15 protein-coding genes and 1 pseudogene are annotated in these 20314 nt (G+C 55.2%); 6 read left to right on the forward strand and 10 right to left on the reverse strand.

The genetic code is table 11. The features are described 5' to 3' along the window. Positions 1–98 precede the first annotated feature (98 nt). The 3 genes and pseudogenes from DSM25558_RS14815 to DSM25558_RS28325 all read left to right on the forward strand — a co-directional run. Positions 99–416, forward strand: coding sequence for an ArsR/SmtB family transcription factor (locus tag DSM25558_RS14815; protein ID WP_077105576.1), 318 nt, complete (start codon positions 99–101; stop codon positions 414–416). 47 nt (positions 417–463) lie between these two features. Further along, a complete protein-coding gene (locus DSM25558_RS14820) occupies positions 464–3841 on the forward strand; it encodes a chemotaxis protein CheB (protein WP_244554207.1) in 3378 nt (1125 codons plus the stop codon). 227 nt (positions 3842–4068) lie between these two features. Further along, positions 4069–4221: pseudogene (locus DSM25558_RS28325) on the forward strand (IS3 family transposase); the annotation flags it as partial. A gap of 104 nt (positions 4222–4325) precedes the next feature. Here DSM25558_RS28325 and DSM25558_RS29365 read toward each other — a convergent pair. The 7 genes from DSM25558_RS29365 to DSM25558_RS14860 form a co-directional block, all read right to left on the reverse strand. Beyond that, positions 4326–4526, reverse strand: a complete 201-nt coding sequence (locus DSM25558_RS29365; RefSeq protein WP_244554208.1) for a hypothetical protein — start codon at positions 4524–4526, stop codon at positions 4326–4328. A 666-nt stretch (positions 4527–5192) separates the two neighbouring features. After that, positions 5193–6347: a mandelate racemase/muconate lactonizing enzyme family protein gene (locus tag DSM25558_RS14835; RefSeq protein ID WP_077105508.1), complete on the reverse strand. Its 1155-nt coding sequence runs from the start codon at positions 6345–6347 to the stop codon at positions 5193–5195. A gap of 24 nt (positions 6348–6371) precedes the next feature. Beyond that, positions 6372–7580 carry a D-mannonate dehydratase ManD gene (gene manD / locus DSM25558_RS14840; protein WP_077105509.1) on the reverse strand — a complete coding sequence of 403 codons (1209 nt, stop codon included), beginning with the start codon at positions 7578–7580 and terminating at the stop codon, positions 6372–6374. A gap of 4 nt (positions 7581–7584) precedes the next feature. Beyond that, positions 7585–9282, reverse strand: coding sequence for an ABC transporter ATP-binding protein (locus DSM25558_RS14845; RefSeq protein ID WP_077105510.1), 1698 nt, complete (start codon positions 9280–9282; stop codon positions 7585–7587). After that, the gene (locus DSM25558_RS14850; protein WP_077105511.1) at positions 9282–10430 is read right to left on the reverse strand and encodes an ABC transporter permease; all 1149 of its coding nucleotides are present in this window, start codon (positions 10428–10430) and stop codon (positions 9282–9284) included. Before DSM25558_RS14850 ends, DSM25558_RS14845 begins: the two co-directional genes overlap by 1 nt. After that, the gene (locus tag DSM25558_RS14855; RefSeq protein WP_077105577.1) at positions 10427–11413 is read right to left on the reverse strand and encodes an ABC transporter permease; all 987 of its coding nucleotides are present in this window, start codon (positions 11411–11413) and stop codon (positions 10427–10429) included. Before DSM25558_RS14855 ends, DSM25558_RS14850 begins: the two co-directional genes overlap by 4 nt. A 69-nt stretch (positions 11414–11482) precedes the next feature. Further along, positions 11483–13420: an ABC transporter substrate-binding protein gene (locus tag DSM25558_RS14860; protein ID WP_077105512.1), complete on the reverse strand. Its 1938-nt coding sequence runs from the start codon at positions 13418–13420 to the stop codon at positions 11483–11485. A 167-nt stretch (positions 13421–13587) separates the two neighbouring features. On the opposite strand from DSM25558_RS14860, the gene DSM25558_RS14865 reads away from it, so the two are divergent. Beyond that, a complete protein-coding gene (locus tag DSM25558_RS14865) occupies positions 13588–14274 on the forward strand; it encodes a GntR family transcriptional regulator (RefSeq protein ID WP_077105513.1) in 687 nt (228 codons plus the stop codon). A gap of 465 nt (positions 14275–14739) precedes the next feature. Here DSM25558_RS14865 and DSM25558_RS14870 read toward each other — a convergent pair whose 3' ends face one another. Genes DSM25558_RS14870 through DSM25558_RS14880 form a run of 3 tightly spaced genes read right to left on the reverse strand, consistent with a single transcriptional unit; the run spans position 14740 to position 17525 of the window. Beyond that, on the reverse strand, positions 14740–15879 hold the full coding sequence (locus tag DSM25558_RS14870; protein ID WP_077105514.1) for a mandelate racemase/muconate lactonizing enzyme family protein: 1140 nt from the start codon (positions 15877–15879) through the stop codon (positions 14740–14742). A gap of 13 nt (positions 15880–15892) precedes the next feature. Next, the gene (locus DSM25558_RS14875) at positions 15893–16786 is read right to left on the reverse strand and encodes a dihydrodipicolinate synthase family protein (RefSeq protein WP_077105515.1); all 894 of its coding nucleotides are present in this window, start codon (positions 16784–16786) and stop codon (positions 15893–15895) included. Positions 16787–16805: 19 nt separating this feature from the next. After that, the gene (locus tag DSM25558_RS14880) at positions 16806–17525 is read right to left on the reverse strand and encodes a GntR family transcriptional regulator (RefSeq protein WP_077105516.1); all 720 of its coding nucleotides are present in this window, start codon (positions 17523–17525) and stop codon (positions 16806–16808) included. Positions 17526–17639: 114 nt separating this feature from the next. Between DSM25558_RS14880 and DSM25558_RS14885 the strand changes: the two genes are divergently transcribed. Continuing rightward, positions 17640–19232 carry an ABC transporter substrate-binding protein gene (locus tag DSM25558_RS14885; protein ID WP_077105517.1) on the forward strand — a complete coding sequence of 531 codons (1593 nt, stop codon included), beginning with the start codon at positions 17640–17642 and terminating at the stop codon, positions 19230–19232. A 22-nt stretch (positions 19233–19254) separates the two neighbouring features. Further along, entirely contained in the window at positions 19255–20313 is a 1059-nt protein-coding gene (locus tag DSM25558_RS14890) for an ABC transporter permease (RefSeq protein WP_077105518.1), read from the forward strand. Position 20314 lies beyond the last annotated feature (1 nt).

A 20314-nucleotide genomic window follows, 5' to 3' on the forward strand; every position in this document is an offset into this window, starting at 1 on the left:
AAATTAGTATAACGCGTTTAATGCAATTTAAAAGAGCGTCTCTGATCACCGTTATAGTCGAAGCTTGCCTATGTTCCGCTTATTGCCAGGAGAAGCTCGTGAGCCACGATTTCAAATTCGATACTAAGAAAGCTGCCGATTTATTAGGCCTGCTAGCTAATCCTTGCCGCTTGGAGGTTCTTGGGCGAATCGTAGGGCAGGAATGGAGTGTATCGGCGCTTGCCAATGAGGTGAACGTTAGCCAATCTGCATTGTCGCAACATCTCAGTAGATTTCGACAAGCCAAATTGGTTGACGTGAGGAGAGACGCGCAGACTCTTTATTATTCATGTTCATCTGAAGCGATTGTTAAAATGTTGGCCACGCTCGATGAAATTTCCCACAGCAATTCGTCTGACACAAAGACAGTTGCCTAGCTTTGATCGCTCGGCAGCTATAGTCTCAGGTCGAGAGAGGCCGTTTCTTGGTCGGCAGCGTGACAAATGATAATGGCAAAATCGATATGACGGATACCTCGGGCCATGTGTCGCCCACGACCCATGATCTGCTGCCCGTATGTGCGATCGGTGCATCGGCAGGTGGCGTTGGCGTTTTACAGAGTTTGTTTCGACAGATCCCCGTCGACCTGGGATTGGCCTATGTCGTTATCCTTCATCTCTCGCCTGACGAGCCCAGCGCTCTCAGCGAAATTTTGTCGGTTTGCACGTCTATGCCGGTCTATCAGATCGGCGACCATACCACGCTGGATGCAAACTGCGTTTACGTCATCCCGCCAGACCACGAGCTTATTATTAATGGAGATGGGGTCGAGGCCCGTGATTTCAGCGAGCCTCGAGGCAAGCGCGCGCCGATCGACATGTTCTTTCGCTCCGTTGCAGCAGCCCGTGGCGACGGCGTTGCGATCGTTTTGTCTGGTGCCGGTGCGGACGGTGCTTTGGGGGTCAAAGCGGTCAAAGAAGCTGGCGGCGTCATCATGGTGCAGGATCCTTCTGAAGCCAGCTTTCCTGCTATGCCACAAAATGCAATCGCCACAGGTGCAGCAGATTTTGTTGCTCCGATCGCTCGGCTTGCCGGATACCTGACCGAAGTTGCTCGCAGCAAGGATGCTGTACGATCTCTCGACATGGCTGGATCGGCAAACGACCTTCGTCGTATCGTCTCATTGCTACGTTCTAGGGTCGGTCATGATTTCTCCGCATACAAGCGCGCCACCGTAATGCGCCGTGTTGTCCGGCGCATGCAGGTTTGTCGGATGAAAAGCTTGGCGGACTATGCCGACCATCTAACGACCACTCCAGAAGAAGCCCAAAACCTTTTTTCGGATCTTTTGATATCCGTCACAATGTTTTTTCGGGATGAATACGCTTTCAACGCTTTGGCCGCACAGGCGATACGGCCTTTGATCAGTGATTACGACGCCCAAAGCGAGGAGAGTATTCGGGTATGGGTCGTCGGCTGTGCGACAGGCGAAGAGGCGTACAGTGTCGCAATTCTGCTGCAAGAAGAAATGGCTTCACAGAACGTCAAGATTCCACTGCAGATCTTTGCGACCGATCTTGATGAGGCGGCACTTGCGGTGGCCAGAGAAGGACGCTATCCCCGCGCCATCGAAGCAGATGTTTCGCAGGAGAGGCTTGCAAAATTTTTCATCGATGAAGGCACCCACTTCCGCATCCGGAAAGAATTGCGGGAAACCGTTTTGTTTGCAAAACACAGCGTGCTAAAGGAGCCGCCTTTTATGCGGCTCGACCTGATCACGTGTCGCAATTTGCTGATCTACCTCGAGCGTGCGCTTCAGGCTCAAGTTTGCTCGCTGTTCCAATACGGTTTGCGAACGGGGCGATATCTCTTCCTAGGGTCAGCAGAAACAGTCGATGTAGCCGCGGACCTCTTTGCGAGTGTCGACAGACAGGCTAGAATCTACGCTTCTCGCCCACAGAATGGTCATCTACTACCAATTCTTCCGCAGTTTGCCGCCCCGGAACAACCCGCAAATTATGTTCGACCCACCTTAGTCGTTGCTGAGCGGGCGTCTATCCCGGCGGCCGTCCATGTCGCGGCATTGGAACAACACGCACCAGCCAGCGCACTCGTTGACGACGCTCAAAACATTTTGCATCTGTCGCCAACGGCAGGTCGTTTCATTCTCCACTCCGCGGGGCCCGTCTCGAAGTCCTTGACGTCTGTTGTGAGACCCGAGTTGCGTCTCGATCTCGGAATTGCGCTTGCTCGAGCTCTCGAGATGGGGCAGCCCAGCGTCACGCTTCCAACCGTGGTCAGTTTCGATCAAGGAAAGCGCCGGGTTTCTTTGCAAGTGACACCGCTCCCGAGCGAAGGCAGGGTATCTCAGGTCCTCGTATTTTTTATGGATGGCGGGATCGTTGTCGACAACGATGAACTTGAGAACGCGTCTGACTCTAGACCAGGAGAAGTGCGGCGCGTCTATGCCGAATTAAAGGCCTCGCAAGAGGCACTCATGATGAGCCGCAACGGCCATGAGTCTTTGGTTCAGGAACTCCGCGCAGCAAACGAAGAGCTCCAGTCAATGAACGAGGAATATCGGTCGACGGCCGAGGAACTCGAAACGTCCAAGGAAGAGCTCCAATCCATCAACGAGGAACTGCACACGGTCAATGCCGAGTTGAAGAGCAAGCTCGACAGCATTTCGGCCGCTCATAGTGACCTGCAAAATCTTTCTGCAGCCACCGAGATAGGCACTCTGTTTCTCGACCCCGACCTACGCATCCGAATGTTTACAGCACCCGTTGCAGACCTTTTCAACGTCACACGGCATGACATTGGCCGTGCCATTACAGACTTTACGCACCAGCTCGACTATGACGCGATCGATAAGGACGCACGCACGGTTCTCAAGAACCTGATTCCCATTGAGCGTGAGGTCACAAGTCGCCACGGCCGAGAATTCTCGATGCGGCTACGGCCTTATAGAACAGTAGAAGACCGCATCGATGGCACCGTGGTAACATTTGTTGACGTTTCGGAGCGGGCGCGAATAGAAGCTGCCCTGAGAGAATCCGAAGACCGGCTCCGTCAATTTGGTGAGGCGTCCAGAGACATACTCTGGATCCGCGATGCAAAAACGTTTCAGTGGTCCTACCTCACCCCTGCATTCGAGGAAATTTACGGACTTGACCGGGAAGCGGCGCTACGTGGTGACAATATGGTCGGCTGGCTTGAACTGATCTTGGAAGAAGACCGCGATGCCGTCGCAGGAAACTTACAGCGGGTTCGAAACGGCGAATGGGTCACGTTTGAATATCGCATACGTCGACCAGAAGACGGTGAAATTCGATGGCTGCGTAATACAGATTTTCCTATCAAAGACAATAGAGGTGACGTTGTCCACGTTGGTGGCATCGTCCACGATATTACTGAAATCAAACAGGTGGAACAGGAACTGGCACGGGCTGAGATCCGTCAACGTGCGCTCTTGGAGGGTATTCCGCAGTTGGTATGGCGCGCTGGCGACGGTGGAAATCTAACATGGTCCGGCCCGCAGTGGACGGTATATACGGGACAGGCGGAATCTGAGAGCCATGGTATGGGCTGGCTGGAACCGGTGCATCCAGACGACCGTGATACTGCACTCATGAACTGGTCGAAAGCTGCTGAGACGGGTGGATTCGAGGTTGAGTATCGTATTCGACAAGCTAGCACCGATGAGTATCGCTGGTTTCATACGCGCGCCACTCCTGTTCGCGACGAGAATGGCGACATTATCGAGTGGCTAGGAACCTCAACCGACGTCGAGGATCTGCGCAGCCTGCAAGCACGGCAAGAGGCTCTGGTTGCAGAGCTTCGAATAAAAGCTGTACCTTAGAGCCTGCATAATGACATCGCTTACAAAGGGCAATTGAAACGGCTCTTTAAGCGCCGTCTTGCCATGCTTGGCCTTGAACGGAATCGAACCGTTGACCGGACATTACTTCAAATGCGAACTGACAGATAAGCGCGCCAGATCAAGCACCTGGCCCACTTGGAATGTCGGGAAGGGAGGCGCAACCGGTCCGACCGCTATTGGGGACATGTGATCAGAAGCGGGCAATTGTTTACCTTTCGCCTATCATCGATTGCTTCGACGGCATGGTCATCAGTTGGTCGATTGGAACGCACCCAGATGCGGAGCTGGTCAATACTATGCTGGATGCAGCCATTGAGACCGTGACCGAAGCAGAGGAACGGCCAGTTGTCCATTCCGATAGCGTCGACGCCATTGATGAACCCACAGATCGAGGATGTAGTGCAGAAAGATGTTGGCGAGCAGCGGACTAATGCCAGCTCCTTGCGAGTTACCCTTGTCAGTCTCATATGTCTCGCCGCTCTGAAGACTTCCCGCCCGCAGCCACAGCTTGATAAGCTGGGATACGGGGATCGGCTATCCTGTGCGCTACCATCTGCAACAGCCACTCGTGGTCAACCGAGTCAAAGAAGCTGCGGATGTCGGCATCGAGCACCCAGTTCACGCGCTGGCTCATGGTCGCTGTATGCAATGCATCCAGTGCCATGTGCGAGTTGCGCCCTGGCCTGAAGCCATAGGAGAACCCGCAAAATCGGCCTCATAGACGGCACTAAGCACTTCAGCGACCGCGCCCTGGACGATCTTATCCTCCAGAGTCGGCACTCCAAGTGGCCGTTTTCCGCCATCGGCTTTTGGAATGTAAACACGTCGCACCGCCTGTGGCCGGTAGCGACCCGTGTGGACCCGATCGCAGAGATCGTGAAGATTTTGCTCCAACCTCTCTTCGTACTTCGCCACAGTCATCCCATCGACGCCTGCGCTTGCCTGCCGCTTTTGTCGTCTGAATGCAAGATGAAGCGCATTCAGATCGACGTGATGCAGTGTGCAGTGAACCGAGTTCAGGCAACCTGTCTGGCTGCCGCGTTCACCCGCTCGAGGTTTGCATCAGGACAACCCGGCTCTGTGTCCGGACCCTGGCCTCCTCTTGCGAGATCCTCGCGGGCCGATCCCCTCCCTCCACCTCAAACAGTGGGCCGTCCAGCGGTCCCGCTTCATGACACTGGGAACCATCGGACAAATGAGCGATGATCCGATCATCAGCCTGCCAGCGGCAAGCGGACCCATTCCCGGCTCTGTCCGGAAGGCACGGCGAGCGCCGAAGCTACAACACGCAATGGGACACGATCATCGAAAATATTGCAGGTGACGAAGCTCACCAATTCGTGACAGAGCCATCTCGCCGCTTCAAATGCGGCGCCTCCCAGAATTCAAAACTTTGTTTTGCCAGTAGCTCTTCATTGACCTCCACCCCGAGGCCCGGCGCATCCGAGACCGGATAAGACGAACCTTCGAGCCGTGGCTGTATTGGGAAGAAGTCAGAGTTATCGAAGCCAAGATGAGTTTCCGCCGGACTGTTACGGGTTTCCAGCCACGAGAAATTTGGCACCGCGGCACAAAAATGGAGTGTCGCTGCAGTACAGACTGGGCCAAGTGGATTATGTGGCATCATGTCCACGTAATGGGTTTCACTCCACGCCGCGACCTTCATTGACTCTGTCAGGCCGCCAACATTGCACACATCCAGTCGGTTAAATTGGTGGATGTCACGCTCAATGTAAGGCTGGAACTGCCATTTAGACGCAAACTCTTCCCCGATGGCAAAGGGGACGTCGGTCATCCGTCGTAGTGCCTCATAGGCTCCAGGCGACTCGTCACGAATGGGTTCTTCTAGAAAATCGAGCGTGCCTGACGGCATTTTCTGACAGAAACTTGCCGCTTCCGCGACCGTCAGCCGATGATGGTAGTCGATACCCAGCACAACATCTCCACCGAGCTCCTCTCGAGCTTTGACCAACCACTTTGCCGTTGTCGCGATATGCTCGCGTGGTTCGTAGATTTCCTTTTCCTCATGCCCTGAAGGCGAAAGCCGCATGGCGGTCCAACCATGCTCAACAAGCATTTTTGCCTGGTCGATCATCTCAGGACCAGGGGGGGCGAATGTTGTAGCAAAGGTGGAAATCCGGTCGCGTTGCTTACCACCGAGCAGGTCGTAGACCGGCACACCCAGCGCCTTGCCTTTGATGTCATATAGGGCGATGTCGATTGCGGAAATCGCTGCCTGCAGCACGCGTCCGCCTTCGAAATACTGGCTTCGATACATTTCTTGCCAAAGCGCGCCGATTTGAAACGGGTCGCGTCCCGTCAGAAATTCAGCGTAATGTTCAAGCGCTCCGACGACAGCTTTCTCACGACCGGACAGACCGCTCTCGCCCCAGCCAAAAACACCTTCGTCGGTTTCCACTTTGACCAGCAGTTGATTGCGGATGCCGACCTTGACGGCATAGGTCTTGATTCCTGAAATCTTCATTTCATCTCCTCCAAACTTTCTTGCCTACCAATGCCAAAGAGTACCGTCCTCAAGACGATTTACCGGCAGATAGGCGCGCTGGTAGGGGTATTTCTCGGCGAGCTTCTCATCGATATCGACGCCATGGCCGATCGCGTCGCCCGGATGAAGGTAACCGTCCTTCAAGCTCCATGCGCCCGGGAAAACCTCAATAATCTCCGGCAAATAGCCGGAATATTCCTGGATGCCGAAATTCGGCACCCATAGATCGAGATGCAAATTGGCACCGAGGCAAATCGGCGACATGTCCATTGCGCCATGGCAGGCAGTGCGCACATTGTACACGCTGGCAAAATCCATGATCCGACGCAGCGCCGTGACGCCGCCGGCATGTACGCAGGTGGTTCGGATATAGTCGATCAATTGCTCCTCCATCAAAAGGCGTGCATCCCAGATGGTGTTAAACACTTCGCCGACGGCAAGCGGCGTCGTCGTGTGCTTGCGGATCAGACGAAATCCCTCCTGGTGTTCCGCTGCGACCGTATCCTCCAACCAAAACAGCCGTGCAAATTCCAAATCCTTGCCCACGCGAGCGGCCTCGATCGGTGTCAGCCGGTGGTGCGCGTCGTGTAGAAGCTCGATATCCCAGCCGTGCGCTTCGCGCACCGCTTCGAAGAGTTTCGGGATATGGCGCATATATTTGGAGGTCGACCATACCTCTTCGTGTGGGACGGCATCATCAACAGCGTTGTTGGTCACCGTCTTGGCACCTGTACCATAGACGTCCGGAAGGCCCGGGATGCCGACCTGCACGCGGATAGCCTTGTAGCCTTCATCGATCCGCCGGCCCACAGCGTCAACGGCCTCGGCAATTGTCGTTCCCTGAGCATGCGTATAGCACAGCACCTTTTCCCGGCTTGCTCCCCCTAGCAACTGATAGAGAGGCATATTTGCGGCCTTGGCTTTGATATCCCAAAGCGCCGTATCGATCCCGGCGATCGCAGCCATAGTCACCGGGCCACGGCGCCAATAAGCGCCCTTGTAAAAATACTGCCAGATATCCTCGATCCGGGCTGGGTCCCTTCCGATCAAGAGAGGGGCTAAGTGATCTTCAAGATAGGCGACCACTGCCTTCTCGCGACCATTCAAGGTGGCATCACCGACGCCCGTCAAACCCTCGTCGGTGAAGATTTTGACCGTCACGAAATTACGGCCGGGCGAGCAGACAACAACTTTTACATCGGTGATTTTCATGGACTTATCCGTTTACTGAAACATTAGGCGCGACGTAGCGAAAACGGTTGTGAATGCGCCGGTCGCGTGGGTCTGGATGGGGAATGGCGGAGAGCAGTGCCCGGGTGTAATCGTGGTTTGGCCGATTGACGACCTGGTCGGTGTCGCCGGCCTCTACGATTCGTCCGCGATACATGACCGCGACGCGATCGCACATATATCGGATGACTGACATATCGTGGGAAATGAAAACATAGGAGAGACCAAGCTCGTCCTGAAGCTTCATCATCAGATCGAGGATTTGCGATCGCAAAGAAACGTCCAGTGCCGAGGTCGCCTCATCCGCTACGATCAGCCGCGGCTTGACTGCAATGGCGCGAGCGATGCCAATGCGCTGCCGCTGACCGCCGGAAAAAGCGTGTGGATACCGTTCGCGCCACGCCGGCTCCAGACCTACCTGCTCCATCAATTCTGCGACCCGGTCATCTCGTTCGGCCCCTCGCATCCCGGCGAGTTTGAGCGGTTCGGCGATGATCTGCCCGACGGTCTTGCGGGGGCTGAGCGAGCCGACCGGGTCCTGAAAGATCATTCGCACCTCGCGACGAAGCTCCTTCAACTGCGGCTTGTCTGCGGTGCGTAAATCAATATTGCTTCCATCGGCGCGGCGGTAGTTTATTTCACCTGCTTGCGGATCGTAGATCCTTAGAAGGCAACGACCCATCGTTGTCTTGCCGGACCCGCTCTCACCTACGATACCCAATGTTTCACCGGGTCTCACAATCAACGAAACATCATCGACCGCCTTTAGTCCCGACGGAAAAGTCAAGGACATGTTGCGAACCTCAAGCAGCGGTGTCGCATCGGCGGCAATGTCTGCACGCGTCAGCCTGATATCGGCTTTGCGTTCCAGTCGGACCACCGAACTTATCAAACGTTTGGTATAGTCATCTTTGGGCGCATGAAACACGTCCTCGACGCTGCCGTGTTCCATGACCTTGCCACGGTACATGACGAGGACCTCGTCGGCGATCTCGGCGACAACACCCATGTCATGGGTGATAAACAGCACGGCCATGCCATGTTTTTCTTGAAGGCGCTTGATCAGATCCAGAATTTCTGCTTGCGTAGTGACATCGAGAGCCGTTGTGGGCTCGTCGGCGATCAGAACCTGCGGATTGCAAGCCAGAGCCATAGCGATCATCACACGCTGGCGCATGCCACCTGAAAACTCGAATGTATAGCGATCTATCGCGGTTTCAGGACGTGGAATTTCCACTTGATTGAGTAGTTCCATAACCCGTTCGCGGCGCTCCGCCTTGGGCGTGCCGAAATGGATGCGTAACGCCTCGCCGATCTGCTCGCCGATCCGGTGGACAGGAGACAGTGAACTCATCGGCTCTTGAAAGATCATCGCGATCTCGCGTCCGCGGACACTGCGGATGTCTTCGCCGCGCGGATTGAGTTTAGCGAGGTCAACCTGGCTGCCGTCCTGTCTCGCCAGCAGGATTGAGCCACCTTCGATCTGCCCCGGTCTATCAACGATCTGCAGGATCGATCGGGCGGTGACGGATTTGCCGGAGCCGCTTTCGCCGACGACACACAGCGTTTTGCCGCGCTTCAGTTCAAACGACACGCCATCGACAGCCTTGAAGATGCCGGTGCGGGTTTTGAAGTAGGTTTTCAGGTCTTCGACCTTGAGGATGGTGTCGTTGGTCATAGTCATTACACCGTCTCGTAAGGATCGGCGGCGTCACGCAGTCCGTCCCCGAGGAAATTGAGGGAAAGCACAGCGATGACGATTGCTGCCGCGGGTGTGAACAAAAGCCACGGTGCCTGCGCTACCGCGCGGATATTCTGCGCTTCCTGCAGAAGCACACCCCACGAGATGATCGGTGGCTGCAACCCGACTCCAAGGAACGACAGCGCCGTCTCGGCAAGGATCATCGTCGGGATGGCGAGTGTCACGGTAGCGATGATGTGGCTCATGAAGGACGGCACCAGATGGTGGAAGATTATCCCGATCTCACTCATCCCGTCGAGGCGGGCAGCTGTGACGAAGTCCTCGTCGCGAAGCGACAGGAATTTGCCGCGGACCTCACGAGCCAGATTGGTCCAACCGAGCAATGAAACGATCAAAGTGATCACGAAATAGGTGCGCAGTGGTGGCCAGCCGACCGGGATTGCGGCGGCCAGCCCCATCCACAACGGGATGGTCGGAATCGATCGTAACAACTCGATGACGCGCTGGACCGCCATATCAACCCAGCCGCCGAAAAAGCCTGAAATACCGCCGATGGTGACACCCAGAACAAGGCTCATGGCTACCCCCACCAGGCCGATGGACAGAGAAATGCGAGCACCGTAAACCACGCGGGAGAAGATATCGCGTCCGAGACGATCGGCACCCATGATATAAAGACTGTCGCCCGGCTTGGGATTAACGAGCCCAAACAGTTTTGTCTCGATTGGTATGAAGCCAAGCATATTGTAAGTCGGTGAAGGCACAAGGAAACCAACGGCGACAGGCTTTGCCGTATCAGCTTCGAACTCGCGACGCATGCTCTCCTTATTCAGCGTCATCTTCAACTGGTCCACATGGGGCATAAACGAGCCCTCATGAAACAACGACAACCCTTGAGGTGGCGCGTAGGTGAAACGGGCATTGGTCGCGTTCGGGTCAAGCGGTGCGATGAAATCGGCAAAGGCTGCAACCAGGTACATCAGGCAGATAACGACGAGACTGACAAGCGCGATCTTGTGCTTCTTGAATTTGAGCCAGAACAGGCGCCATTGGCCCGCAACAGCAATGTCCTTGCCGCGCAGGTCAAGGGTGGTAACGGTGTCGGGAGGAAGCTGGGAAATATCGGTCATGTCAGTCTTATCCGCGGATCGGTCATGGCAAGCAGGATGTCGGAGATTAGCGTGCCGATGATGGTGAGGACAGAAATCAGGAGGATCAATGAACCGGCCAGGTACATGTCCTGCGCCAGAAGGGCACGCAAAAGTAGCGGTCCGGTCGTGGGCAGGCTCATCACCACCGAGACGATGATTTCCCCCGAGATGACGGCGGGTAGTATCCATCCGAGCGTCGAGATGAGCGGGTTGAGCGCGAGGCGCACTGGATAACGTAGCAACAGTTCAAATTCGGACATACCCTTTGCGCGGGCGGTGGTGACATAGGGCTTGGAAAGCTCGTCGAGGAGATTGGCGCGCATGATGCGTACCAGTGCCGCGAGGGACCCCAAGCCGATGACGATCACCGGCAGCCAGACATGGTTTGCTAGATCGAAGAACTTGCCGAAACTCCAGCCAGCATCCACATATTCCGGGGAAAACAGTCCGCCGACGCTCTGACCGAACCATACCGACATCACATACATCGCGCCCAACGCCATCAGAAAATCGGGGACGGCCAGGAAGAAGAAGGCTAGAAATGTCGCAAAATAATCAGTGATGGAATATTGCCGCACCGCCGACATGATACCGATCGGAATCGCGACTGCCCACACAAAGCAAAGCGTCAGTAGCGAGAGCATCAATGAAAAGCCGAGACGGCTCCAGATCAACTCGGTGACAGGTTTGCCGAGTTCGAATGATATTCCGAAGTCTCCGCGCAACAGGATACCGGCCATCCATTTGTAATATTGGAAATACATCGGCTGATCGAGACCATACCGTTCACGCATGGCCGCAACCGTACCTGCTTCAACGGCACCGCCTTGACTTGCCCAGTCAGCCATAAGCGTCGTCAGGTAGTCGCCCGGCGGCAGTTGGATGATGATAAAGGCGATGATCGAGACGGCAAAGAGTGTCGGAATGGCAAACACCAGCCGTTTGGCGATATAGCGAAGCATAACAATGACCATTGATTGGCGGGGGATGTGGCCGGAGGCATCTGCGTCTCCGGCCGTTGACAGAAGCCCTTATTTGGCCTTGTCGAAATACCACTGCGACAGGGTCGGCGCTGGATGCCAAAGGTTGCCGGTGATCGGAATACCATCAACGACATTCTTGAGGTTCTTCGACACCATCATGTATTTCGGCATAGGCCGCGAAATGCCGATGTTGAGGAAGTTGTCCGCCGACAGATTAAGGAACTCCTTCATCTTCGCCTTGCGATCGTCGTCGGTAACGGCAGCGTTGACCTTGTCGTAGGCGGCCATCAGTGCCTTGACGTTTTCAGGCGGTTCCTCGCCGGCTTCATGGTTGGCATACCATTCGGCCCAGCGCACCGCAAAGAAGATGTCCGCTTTCTGGAAAGGCATGTAGCAACGCGGATCGGTATAGACTTCCGAAAGGCCACCGACGCAGTTCCAGATATAGGCATCCTGCTCGTTGGCGCTCCACATGGTGTTGAGGCGAGCACGATCGGTGGTGCGGATCTGAATGTCGATACCGACGTCCTTGGCGTATTGCTGCACCATCTGCATGACGTCCGGGTAGGAAAGCCCGAAGACGTCGGCAACCATGAAGTTGATGGTGAAGCGCTTGCCGGTCTCGTCTAGCCGGAAGCCCTCACCGTCTTTCTTCGGCATCAGTTTGTCAAGTTCGGCATTGGCAGCCGCCGGATCGTATTCGGTGTATTGTGTCGCTTCTTTCTCGTTGAACAACTCATGTTCAGGCTGCACTGCCACCTGTGCAGGAGCACCCTGCCCGACATAGACAAGATCAATGATCTCCTGACGATTGATGGCACGGCTTAAAGCTACGCGGAAATCCTTGTTCTGGAACACCTTCTTCTTCACGGGGTCGGTGGAGTTGAGGTTAAGCAGAATCACCGCATCGTTGGCTGGGAGGTCTTTCACGTCCACAAAACGATATTTGCCGCTCTCTTGGCCATCAAACAGCACCGACTTGAAGGTGGCATTGTTGATGTGTCGGAATGCAAAGTCGAATTCGCCAGACGTCATCTTCAGTGCCATCAGCTGCGGGTCATCGAGCTTGGCCCAGGTAATGTTGTCGATATAGGGCAACTGGTTGCCTGACGTATCGACCTTCCAATAAAATGGATTGCGTGTCGCAGCCACACGCTCACCATCGGCGTAGGGAACTGTCAGGATCCAGGGATTGAGCGTCGGCAAGGCAAGGTTCTGCCAGAACGGCGGCTGGAACGTCAGCGAGACCTTCGAATTGAAAAGTGCCACCCAGTCACCGGCCGCAGGGTTGGCTTTCAGGAGCGCCGGGATGCCGTCCTTGTTGTACTTCTCGTGAAACTGGCTGAGATAATGCTTGGGATAGATTACAGGTAGGTGGCCCTGGCCGTAAGCAAGCTGCTGCAAGAAGAGGCCATAGGGGGCATCAAACTTGAACTCGACCGTCTGCTCATCGACCTTGCGGACCTTAACCGGCTTACCGGCGACGGTAAATGTCGGGTTTTTGGCCGGCGACAAAGCCGGGTTCATGAAAACGTCCTCATACCAGAACAGGATGTCATCGACAGTGAATGGCTGACCATCACTCCACTTCAAACCCTTGCGCAGGGTGAATGTGTAGGTAGTCGCATCTTCGGAAGCCGTGAATTTTTCGGCGAGCGACGGCTCGACTTTGCTCCATTTCGGATCCCAACGAACCAGAAGCTCATTGGCGATCGTGCGGGTGAGATTGTACTGGTCTCCATTGGCGAGGATCGTGGTGCGAAGCGTTCCGCCATATTTTCCGACGCCGTCTACCATTGTCTCGACAAACGGGTGCTCTGGAAGACGCTCGTTCACCGACGGTAATTTGCCCGCTTTGACTTTTTCGTCCAGATTTGGCGCTTGTTGGAAATTCTGCGCGAATGCTGCGCCTGACCAACCAAAAACGACCACTCCCATTAACCCCGTCGATACGACGAGGCTATGCAGCATGCGCTGATAGCTCATGTAAATCCCTCCACTTGGTAAGTGCCCGCTCCTCAGACACGTCCAGCAGACATCAGCCGCCTGGACGTCGCAAAACTTTCAGATCGTACATTATTTGTCAACAACGATGTGCGAAATGGTATATTTCGCACTTGGCATGCACCTGTGTTTTCGGCTAGAAACTTGCCATGAGCACACTTGTCCAACTACAGCGGTCAACGGAGGACGCAGATCTTGGCGAAGCCTCGATCTATGAGCGGATCCGTGACGACATCATTCAGGGCCGGTTCGTCGCAAATGAACGGCTAAAAGTTTCCGAACTTGCTGAACGGATGGGAACCTCGACCAATCCCGTAAGGGAGGCGTTACAGCAACTTCGTGGCGAGGGATTTGTCGTCATGATGCCAAACCGCGGCGCGCGTGTGCGGGCGATAGACGAAACTTTCGTACGCGATATTTTTGAGATCGAGGTTCTGATCGAGCCAGCCCTGACGCGTTGGTTCGTGGGCCTTGCAACCAAGGCTGATCTCAACGCCCTGGAAGATTTGCAGGCGCAGATGGAGATTTTGAATTTCGCCGATCCGTATGCCCATTCAAAACTAGACATGGCATTCCATCAGGTCATGTACGATCGTCACTACAATCGCCACGCGGTCGACTTATGGTGGCGACACCGAGAAATCCTTTCCGCCATCAGCCGCCAGTTCCCGACCTCACTGAGCCGTCAGACAAGCGTGATAAACGAGCATCGCGGCTTACTTAAGAGCATCGAGAGCCAAGATGCCGATGGCGCAGCGGCAATAATTGCCCAACATGTTGAGGGGTCGGGCCGGCATATCATCGAGCATATGCGGCTGATAAAGCGGCGAATGTGAATTTTCACTCCGACGTGGCCCAATCGTTCGACATCGATGAGAGCCGCGAGCTGCACGTTCAGAGGGCTACAAAGATCTGCAAGGCATACGATCTGGTTCGCGTGCAGGAAGTGTCTGATCGAGAGAAAGGGTCAACAAGGAGTTGGATGGCTAATCCAGTCAGAGCCTTGGAACCATTTCCCGCTTAAATCCAGAGCGTGGGGGCACCGAATGAACGGTATGTCTGAATTGGCAAGCTGCTGGATACGAAATCGAACGGCCAACTTCTTACCCGAACCAACCCTAAAGTGGAGAATTCGTGCCGCAATACCATTCGATTGGTGGTATCTGGGCGTTCACATTGTACCTTCGGGACGGGCGTGACGGCGGCTCCTCACGCACACTGCGAGGTTTCAACCAATCATAAGGCTTGCACCTCATGATTGTTTGATTACGACGAGCGTTGGCATACCGCAAATTTCACATTCAGGGATAGGCTGTAGATCCATCCGGTTTGTTCGTGATTTTGCGTTGCCAATGGATGTAGTCGTCCGTCAGCAAAGCTTTTTCGTCAATCTCGATCCCCCACCCTGGACGGTCGGGCCGTAACTCCATGTGTCCATCTACCGGCATGTAAGGATCGAGTGCCCAAGGCGCGTGAACATGCGGCTTGAACTCCAGGATCTGAAAATTCGGTTGGGCAGCGCAAAAATGGATATTGACTGCGGTCGCCAGCGGACCCATCGGATTGTGCGGTGCGACGGTGACATAATGCGCTTCAGCAAGCGTTGCGATTCGTCGCATTTCGCAGACACCTCCCACAACGCAGATGTCTGGTTGGATGATATCGGCACCCTGCGCCGACAGCAGCGACAGGAATTCGAAGCGGTTGTAGAGAGACTCACCTGTAGCGAGCGGCACGTTGACCTTCGACTTCAATTCTCGCCATGCTGGAATGTGCTCAGGGCGAATAGGCTCCTCGTAGAAAAGCGGGTCGTTCGGGGCGATCGCCGCAGCCAGCTGGACGGCCTTGTAAGGTTCGAAGATCTTGGCATGCGCGTCGAAGGCAAATTCGAAATGCGAGGGGGTGATCTCGCGTATTCTGCCAAACCAGTCGCCGGTCTCCTTGACCAATTCGCCCCACCTGCCCGTATGCAGATCACGGCGATACGGGCTGAGCTTGAACGCCGTGTAACCGTAATCTTCGTTGAGCTTCAGCGTCTGATCGAGCGCGTGTTCTGCATCAGGCGCAGTATAGACGCCACAGTAGACGCGCACGCGGTCACGGACGCTGCCACCCAACAGCATGTATACCGGCAGACCCGCAGCCTTGCCAGCAATGTCCCACAACGCATGGTCGATCGCGGAAATTGCGGCAAGGCCCAGAGCTCCGGGAGGAAACCGGCATTGTTGATTGAGCTTGAGGACGAGATATTCGACACGGCGCGGATCTTCGCCTTCGATCTGGTGAAACAAGTAGTCGAGAAGTGGTGGCAGCGACCAGTCAGGGCCATGATTGTAACATTCGCCCCAGCCGCTGATGCCCTCGCTCGTCTCGATCTTGAGAAGCAGTCGCGGCCGCTCGTCCACGCGCTGCATGTAGGTCTTGATGCCAGTGATATGCACTAAAAATTCTCCCTCAAGCACCGTTTGCGTCGGAGCGAACGCGGTCCACGACTTCGCGCAGGATCTCACGCTCAGCGACGTTCAGTTCGACCACGCCTGGTACGCGCACAGGGCCGACGTCTGTCCCAAGCATGCCGAGCGCCTCCTTGACGACGGTGACGTTGGCACCATTATTGTATTTCGTGCGCAACGCTTCGAACTGGGCAATTCCATCGATTAGGCCGCGCGCCGCCGCATAATCTCCTGACTCGAGAGCCGTATGGATAGCGTGCGAACGCTCGGGAAATACGTTGACGAGCCCCGAGGTGAACCCGCGTGCGCCCATAGCGTAAAATGCCGGTGCCCAACCTTCGGCAAGTCCGCAAACCCAGATCGCCGGTGCGTCATGGGTCGCGCGGATCACTTCGGCCAAAAGCATAAGATTGGGCGAGGCGAATTTGATACCGGCAATATTAGGGTGTAGCGCCAGTTTGCGGAAATCATCTACGGAGAAGCCGTCGCTGCGCACGTAGGCAATAACTGGAATCGTGCAAAATTCCGCCAGCTCTAGAAAATAGGCCGCCTGATAAGCCGGTCCGGCAAAGGGATCCATGGGATGATGCCCCATGATCGCGTCGGCACCTGCGGCGATGGCGTCGCGTGCCAGCGCCTTTGCATCGGTCAGCGACCGGCCGACGGCCGCACTGACAAGAGCATTGCCGTCGGCAGCCTTGATCGTCGTATTGTGCACAAGACGGATCTCGTCCATCGTAAGCGTAAAAAACTCACCGGTATTGCCGGCCGCCATGAGGTTGTGGACATTAGCTGCGGCAAGTCTTTTGATTAGCCATTCCAGCTTCTGTACATCAATCGAGCCGTCGCTCGCGTATGGTGTCACGGGAACGCCTGAGATCCCGGAAAGGGCCATTCTTACAGCCTGTAGTTTGTCAGTCACGCTCACTATCCTTCTTTTTTCCAAATACGATGGACAGGTAAGTTTGGCCCGAACGCACGACATGGTCGCGCATTGAGCGCTCCGCCCTGTCCGCATCCCCGGCGACGATGGCGTCGGCGATGGTGACATGCTCCTCGAGCGCCTTCTGGCGCTCCGACGGATCAAGGTGGATGACGCGACGGATGCTCGCATCATAAAATTGCTGGCGTTCGATCAGCTTGGATAGATAGCCGCACAGCGAACTCCTATGGATAAGATCGTGGAAGGTCTCGTTGAGCGCGATCAGACTGTCGGCGTCGCCCGACGTCGTTGCCTTGCGCATTAGATTGGCGGTCGCAACGAGTTCGACACCCGCCTTCTTGTCGATGCGCTTTGCAGCGAGATGGGCAATCATCGATTCCAGCGCAGCGCGCGCGAGGATCATTTCCTCTGCCCAACTGCTTGCGAACCGTATGACCACGCCGCGCCGCGGCAGGGCTTCAACCAAGCCTTCGGTTTCCAGCTGCCGAAGGGCTTCCTTGATGGGCGTAGTACTGACTCCGAACTGTTCAGCGAGGCTTCGCTCGTTGACTTTTTCGCCGGTTGCAAAACGCCCGGAAATTATGGCTGCACGCATCATCCGATGGACGTGGTCCCGTACGGTGACATTGAAGCTGGCGTCGATCTTTTCAAATCCCGCGCCACCGGCGGGTGTGTCCGAGCGATTGATCATTTCCCAAAATCCGTTGACGTGACGAGATTAATATGAGATCTGGTATATCAGATTTGATGTCCTTGTCGATAACAAATTTCTAGAAACGAGGTTGAGGAGCCTTGGGAGAAAACCATGTTGAAACGTAATATTGTTGCCATCGTAAGCTCTGCGATGATCGCATCCTGCGGCATTCCTGCATTCGCAAAAACCCCATCGGATCAACTTGTCATCGCCATCATGATGACGACGATGCGCGGTCTTGATCCGCATGAGATCAACCAGCTCGAGGCTGCTGAGGTCGTCGCCAATCTCTATGATCGGCTTATCGAGCTGCCGGCCGACAATATTACAGTACCAAAGCCGTCGCTTGCGGAAAGCTGGACGGTGTCTGAAGATGGGAAGACATTCACTTTCAAGATCCGGCAGGGGGTGCGGTTTCATTCCGGCAATCCGCTAACTTCGAAAGATGTTGAGTGGTCTTTGCACCGGCTTGTGAAACTTGGGCTGGCACCGTCGACCGACCTTCGCCAATGGGGGTTTTCGGCAAAAAATGTCGATGCTTTGATCCGTGCGACGGATGACCAAACGCTAGTGCTGCAGACACCGGAAGTCTGGAACCCCAACCTCATTCTGTATTCTCTGGCCAGCTTCTCTACGTCGATCGTCGACAGCGTGTATCTGGCAAGCAGGGAAAAAAACGGTGACTGGGCGCGCAACTACCTCCAGACCCAGGACGCGGGTTCAGGCCCATATTCCCTGACCACTTGGCGCTCCAATCAACTTCTGATCGCCGATGCATTTAAGGACTACTGGAAAGGCATGCCTGCCATGCGGCGGGTGTTCATGAGCCATATCCCTGAATCTTCAGCGCAGCGGCTTCAGATCGATGCGGGTGACGTAGACGTCGCGACGCGATTATCGTCGACGGACCTTTCAGGGCTTGAAGCTGACGGCAAAGTGTCGGTCCAGAAGGTACCCGGATTTGGCTTTTACTATCTGGCACTGAACCAAAAGGACGAGATACTTTCCAACCCGAAGGTTCGCGAGGCTTTTCGCTATCTGATCGATTATGACGGCCTCAGCAGCACCGTCATGAAATACTACGGCACCAAGCAGCAATCGATCATCCCGGCTGGCCTGCCGGGTGCAATGGCTGACAATCCCTACAAACTGGACATCGACAAGGCAAAACAACTGCTCACGGAAGCGGGCTATCCCAACGGCTTTTCAAAAGTCTATTTCGCTCAACCCGGAACGCCGGAATCGGAAGTCGGAATATCGCTTCAGAATAATGCCGCCAAGGCTGGGATCAAACTCGATCTGCAGATCGGTGACCAGATCGGCAAATTCAGGTCACGGCAATTCGAGCTGTTTTCGTCACGCACCGGCGATCGTCTGCCCGACCCGCATGCAGTTCTTCAATCATACGCCACGAATGCAGACAATTCCGATGCAGCCAAACTCGCCGGGCTCGTCGCCTGGCGCACCGCCTGGGATGTACCAAAAGACATACAGGACATGGTAATTGCGGCTGCCCACGAGATCGATCCGGAAAAGCGCAAACAATTGTATGTACGGATTAACGAAGCCTATCTGCGCGCCTCACCAGCTCTTGTCACGTCATTCCAACGTACCGATCCCAAAGCCGTCCGCACGGAAGTGAAGGGTTATATCGGACATCCGACATGGCTGACACGCTGGGACACCGTTTCCAAAAGCGAATGATTTGCGAACCAAGGACAGTGCAATGAGTATCTCACAGACCACATCTACTCCAGTTCCGAGCCATTCGCTTTTCAAGGCAGCACGCAAAGTCGCCACTTCGGCAATCGTGATCCTGACGACATTGCTCGGTCTGCTCGTCATTACCTTCGTCGTTGGACGCATGGTGCCTGCCGATCCCGTGATAGCTGCCATTGGCGATCAGGCAGACCAGGCGACATATGACCGTGTCTATAAGGAAATGGGTCTTGACCAACCAATCTACGTGCAGTTTGCGAACTATCTCGGCAACGCCGTACAGCTGGATTTTGGTCAGTCGAATATTACCAAGCAGCCCGTGGTTAACGATCTTGCCCGAGTGTTTCCCGCCACTCTAGAGCTAGCGACACTTGCGACATTGATCGGCGCGGGTCTTGGTGTTCCGCTCGGCGTGATCGCTGCGGTCCGCAAGGGAACATGGGTCGACCATGTTGCCCGCGTCGTGGGACTGCTCGGATATTCGACGCCCATCTTCTGGCTCGGCACGATTGTGATCCTGCTGTTTTATGCGCAACTTGGCGTTATCCCGCCTGGTGGCCGGATCTATGTTTATAACGAAGGTATTGTCGAGGCGCGGACGAATTCCGTACTGATCGACAGCCTGTTGGAGGGGCATTGGGATGTGTTCTGGAGCGCGCTGCACCACCTCATCGCTCCGGCCCTGATCCTTGGTTACGCGGCGATGGCCTATCTCAGCCGCATGACACGCAGCTTCATGCTGGAACAGCTTCACCAGGAATATATTCTTACGGCCCGCGCCAAGGGTCTTGGCAAACGACCGATTATCTGGCGCCACGCCTTCCGCAACATCCGTGTGCAGCTTCTGACCGTCGTCGCACTCGCCTATTGTGGCTTGCTCGACGGAACCGTGCTGATCGAGACTGTGTTCGCATGGCCGGGGCTCGGACAATACCTGACCTCCGCCCTGTTCTTTGCTGACATGAATGCTGTCCTCGGAAGCGTGTTCTTGATCGGGCTGATTTCGATCGCCATCAACTTCCTGTCAGACATCGCCTATCGCTTTATTGATCCAAGGACCCGGTGAG

Origin of the sequence: Agrobacterium sp. DSM 25558, from assembly GCF_900100825.1 — a bacterium.
Lineage (GTDB): Bacteria > Pseudomonadota > Alphaproteobacteria > Rhizobiales > Rhizobiaceae > Agrobacterium.